Origin of the sequence: Photorhabdus sp. RM96S (genome assembly GCF_042879335.1) — a bacterium.
Lineage (GTDB): Bacteria > Pseudomonadota > Gammaproteobacteria > Enterobacterales > Enterobacteriaceae > Photorhabdus > Photorhabdus kayaii.
Genome location: NZ_JBHFKT010000096.1, coordinates 1 through 2798, shown reverse-complemented (window position 1 = coordinate 2798; position 2798 = coordinate 1). Strand labels below are relative to the sequence as shown.

The window sequence follows — 2798 nt, the reverse complement described above, 5'->3', positions numbered from 1 at the left end:
TCGAGTCGGATGGGAACGACTTTGGGAAGGTTGGTTTCGGCTGCAAACCCTGATAGACGGCTATTTGCTGGCTAAATCAGTTGATTTGGAGATCTGATCAAGAGACAGGACCAGAGCGCGGCGGGAAAAACCGGCGTTCAGGGGCGAAAAGCGCGTCAGGGGGTTTTGGGTTCGGCGGTGAACGCACATCGGAAAAAACGGGTTGTAACCGACTGAGTGTGCAGGGAAAATAGGTGTTCGGTAATCAACTTCGCAATGGAATGGGTTGTTACGGATAATAATTTCCTGGGAAAACTGGTAACAGAAGGGTGTGCAATAGCTGCTCCGTGTCGAGCCAAAGTGGCAGAAAAAGTCCTGGAGATAGGCGTTAAGGCGGGTATAACCGGAATAGTGGCAAAGGAAATCGCTGATAAGATTTCTTCAGAAGACTTAGACCATCTGATTATGCTTCAGATGATGGGAAATGATGAAATCACACAGAGTTACCTAAATACACTTCAGGATAAATACACTCAAGTTGCTAATCCAACTGACCTACCAACACATACCGGCGGTGATCAATCCGGTGATATAAGGAAATACCCTAATCATACCGGCAATACGGAAGGTAAGCCGGATGTAGGTGGTAATACGACAGTGACACCAATTCCTGATGGGCCAACGAAAGATGAGCTAATCTATTTATCTGATAGTAATGAATACGTCCCTAGCCCTAAACATGCTCCTGGAGGTTGGGGTACTCCAATGGATTTAACTAATTCAAAAGCCCAAGAAGTTTTGAATAATTCTATTCAAGGTGGAAAGCAACGTTATGGTATAGCTGACGGAAAATTATATGAGTTTCAGCCAGACAATGCCGGTGGTTGGCATGGTTATCCAATACCTGGCAACGAAGCCCCTCCGAAAGTACTACGAGAATTTCTCTCTAGAGGTGATATCAGTAAGTCTGAGTATAATAAAATGATTAAAGGAAAATGATGATGTATAAATTAAGAATTGTATTGTTAGATGAAATATCATCATATGATGAAGGTAATCTTATTAACCTTCTTTTATATAAAGATAAAGAAAATTTTTCTATTTTTCATGGGAAAGTCAATGTGTCTGAGTTTATTTTATGGATGAAAGATAATGAATCTAATATCCGCTATGTTGATCTACCTGATCATAATTGTAGCATTGACTCTATTGCTTATTACATACATGAATTTTACGAAAAAATAGATGTGGATAATGAAAGTTTTATAGATATGATGTTCGAGTATCGAGCAAGCCATTGTTTTAAATTCGCTGCACGAGGTGTTAATTTCCCTGAAATATATATTGGAAAATCAGGTGAAAATTATGAATTATCCTTATATACAAATAAGGGAAAATGGCGATACTTGATTGATATTGATGATCTTTTCACCCATATACTACACTAATAAAGATCCCGGATTTATGAACTGCCCCCAAAATGTTAGACAATCATCCGACATTTAAAAGGGGCAGTTCACTACGTCCGGGAAAAGTGGCTTATCAGGCTAAAAAATCGGTCACGGCAGGGGGGAGCTGGTAACGGCTATTCCTACCGCGACCGATTGAGAAGACCCGCTTTGATTTAAGATTCAGCACCTTTAATCAAAGCGGGTAACTCTCTTCTTTTCAAATCGAAGTATCAGATCTAATCTGAACTAATACACCACTCACAAAATGTACAGGCCCATACACCAAAAGAAACTTTTACCGGGCCTCGTGCCCAGTTTCTTTACCCTTTGTGTTAAAAAATGGCCTTCGGATTATTTTAGCTCCTCATTAATGACCTGCCGAACAATCAACTTTGCAGCCCAACTCGTTAAGTTGATGATTTCATCATTTTCTAACCCAAAAGTATCTTTCAGAATAGTCATAGCCTCTGTACCATATAAAACTGAAATCAACATAATAATCTTATGTATTGTGTCATCTTTAAGCTGACCTTTTAGAGGCGCTAACGCCGTAGAAAGTGTCTCTTTACGGTTACTTTTTTTCTTCAAAACAGGTCGTTTGTGGTTATCTTCACCGGATAAAGATTCCTGCCAGCGTAACTGAGAAATGCGTAAGGCATCCCTCATCAATGCCTCATTGGCTTCTATTTCTTCATAACCCCATCCCAATAACTTCTCAATATTTTCTTCTGCATCATTGCCCATCGGGGGGATAACGAATGATCCAATGACTTGTTTTACAACATATTCGACAAAATCACTGTGAGTTGAAAAGTAGCTGCGCAACGTGGCCTTCGCATATTCAGCTTCATTAGCAATCTCTTCAGGAGACGGAAATTTTTTTTCACGATATAACTTCAGAGCTGAATGAGTGATACGTTCCAGGGTACGACGCCGGACTGGCGACAGATTTTCTTCATCAAACAGAATCATTTAACCCCCTTAAAATTTTAACCGTATAGCATTAACAGTAATAAATATCACTAATGATAAAAAATAACTTGCATGTTGTAAAATATTACAATAGGTTTACATTAGTCTTTGAACTAAGTATGCCACATGGGGTGAACACTATGACGCGATTTGTGGTTGTCGTTGGCACAGCAGACACAAAACTGGACGAGCTGGTCTGGTTGAAATGTTGTTTACACCTCGCAGGAGTTAATTCAATCATCATTGATGTGTCTACATCAACTCCCGGGGAAAATCATCAGAATAATCAGGGCAACCGCATGAATGATTAAATATCACTCACATTAGCAAAACCCGCCTGTAATACTCGCTCCAAAAATTGGGTTTTCATCCATATTCGTCTACGCTTCGCTTTAA

Annotated in this window: 3 protein-coding genes and 1 pseudogene; 3 read left to right on the top strand and 1 reads right to left on the bottom strand. The window is 39.8% G+C overall.

The genetic code is table 11. The features are described 5' to 3' along the window. Positions 1-267 precede the first annotated feature (267 nt). Together ACGF49_RS24295 and ACGF49_RS24290 are read left to right on the top strand one after the other, a co-directional pair. Positions 268-510 (top strand): annotated as a pseudogene (locus ACGF49_RS24295) (hemagglutinin); the annotation flags it as partial. 470 nt (positions 511-980) lie between these two features. Then, positions 981-1427 carry a hypothetical protein gene (locus tag ACGF49_RS24290; protein ID WP_113044394.1) on the top strand — a complete coding sequence of 149 codons (447 nt, stop codon included), beginning with the start codon at positions 981-983 and terminating at the stop codon, positions 1425-1427. Between the two features lie 354 nt (positions 1428-1781). Here ACGF49_RS24290 and ACGF49_RS24285 read toward each other — a convergent pair whose 3' ends face one another. Then, positions 1782-2402: a TetR/AcrR family transcriptional regulator gene (locus ACGF49_RS24285; protein ID WP_113044393.1), complete on the bottom strand. Its 621-nt coding sequence runs from the start codon at positions 2400-2402 to the stop codon at positions 1782-1784. A gap of 140 nt (positions 2403-2542) precedes the next feature. Between ACGF49_RS24285 and ACGF49_RS24280 the strand changes: the two genes are divergently transcribed. Next, positions 2543-2713, top strand: coding sequence for a Tm-1-like ATP-binding domain-containing protein (locus tag ACGF49_RS24280; RefSeq protein ID WP_229015799.1), 171 nt, complete (start codon positions 2543-2545; stop codon positions 2711-2713). Positions 2714-2798: the final 85 nt, after the last annotated feature.

Excerpts from the sequence above, each read along its gene's own strand:
- ACGF49_RS24290 (WP_113044394.1), top strand. The coding sequence starts at position 981 with ATGTATAAATTAAGAATTGTATTGTTAGATGAAATATCATCATATGAT.
- ACGF49_RS24285 (WP_113044393.1), bottom strand. The coding sequence starts at position 2,402 with ATGATTCTGTTTGATGAAGAAAATCTGTCGCCAGTCCGGCGTCGTACC.
- ACGF49_RS24280 (WP_229015799.1), top strand. The coding sequence starts at position 2,543 with ATGACGCGATTTGTGGTTGTCGTTGGCACAGCAGACACAAAACTGGAC.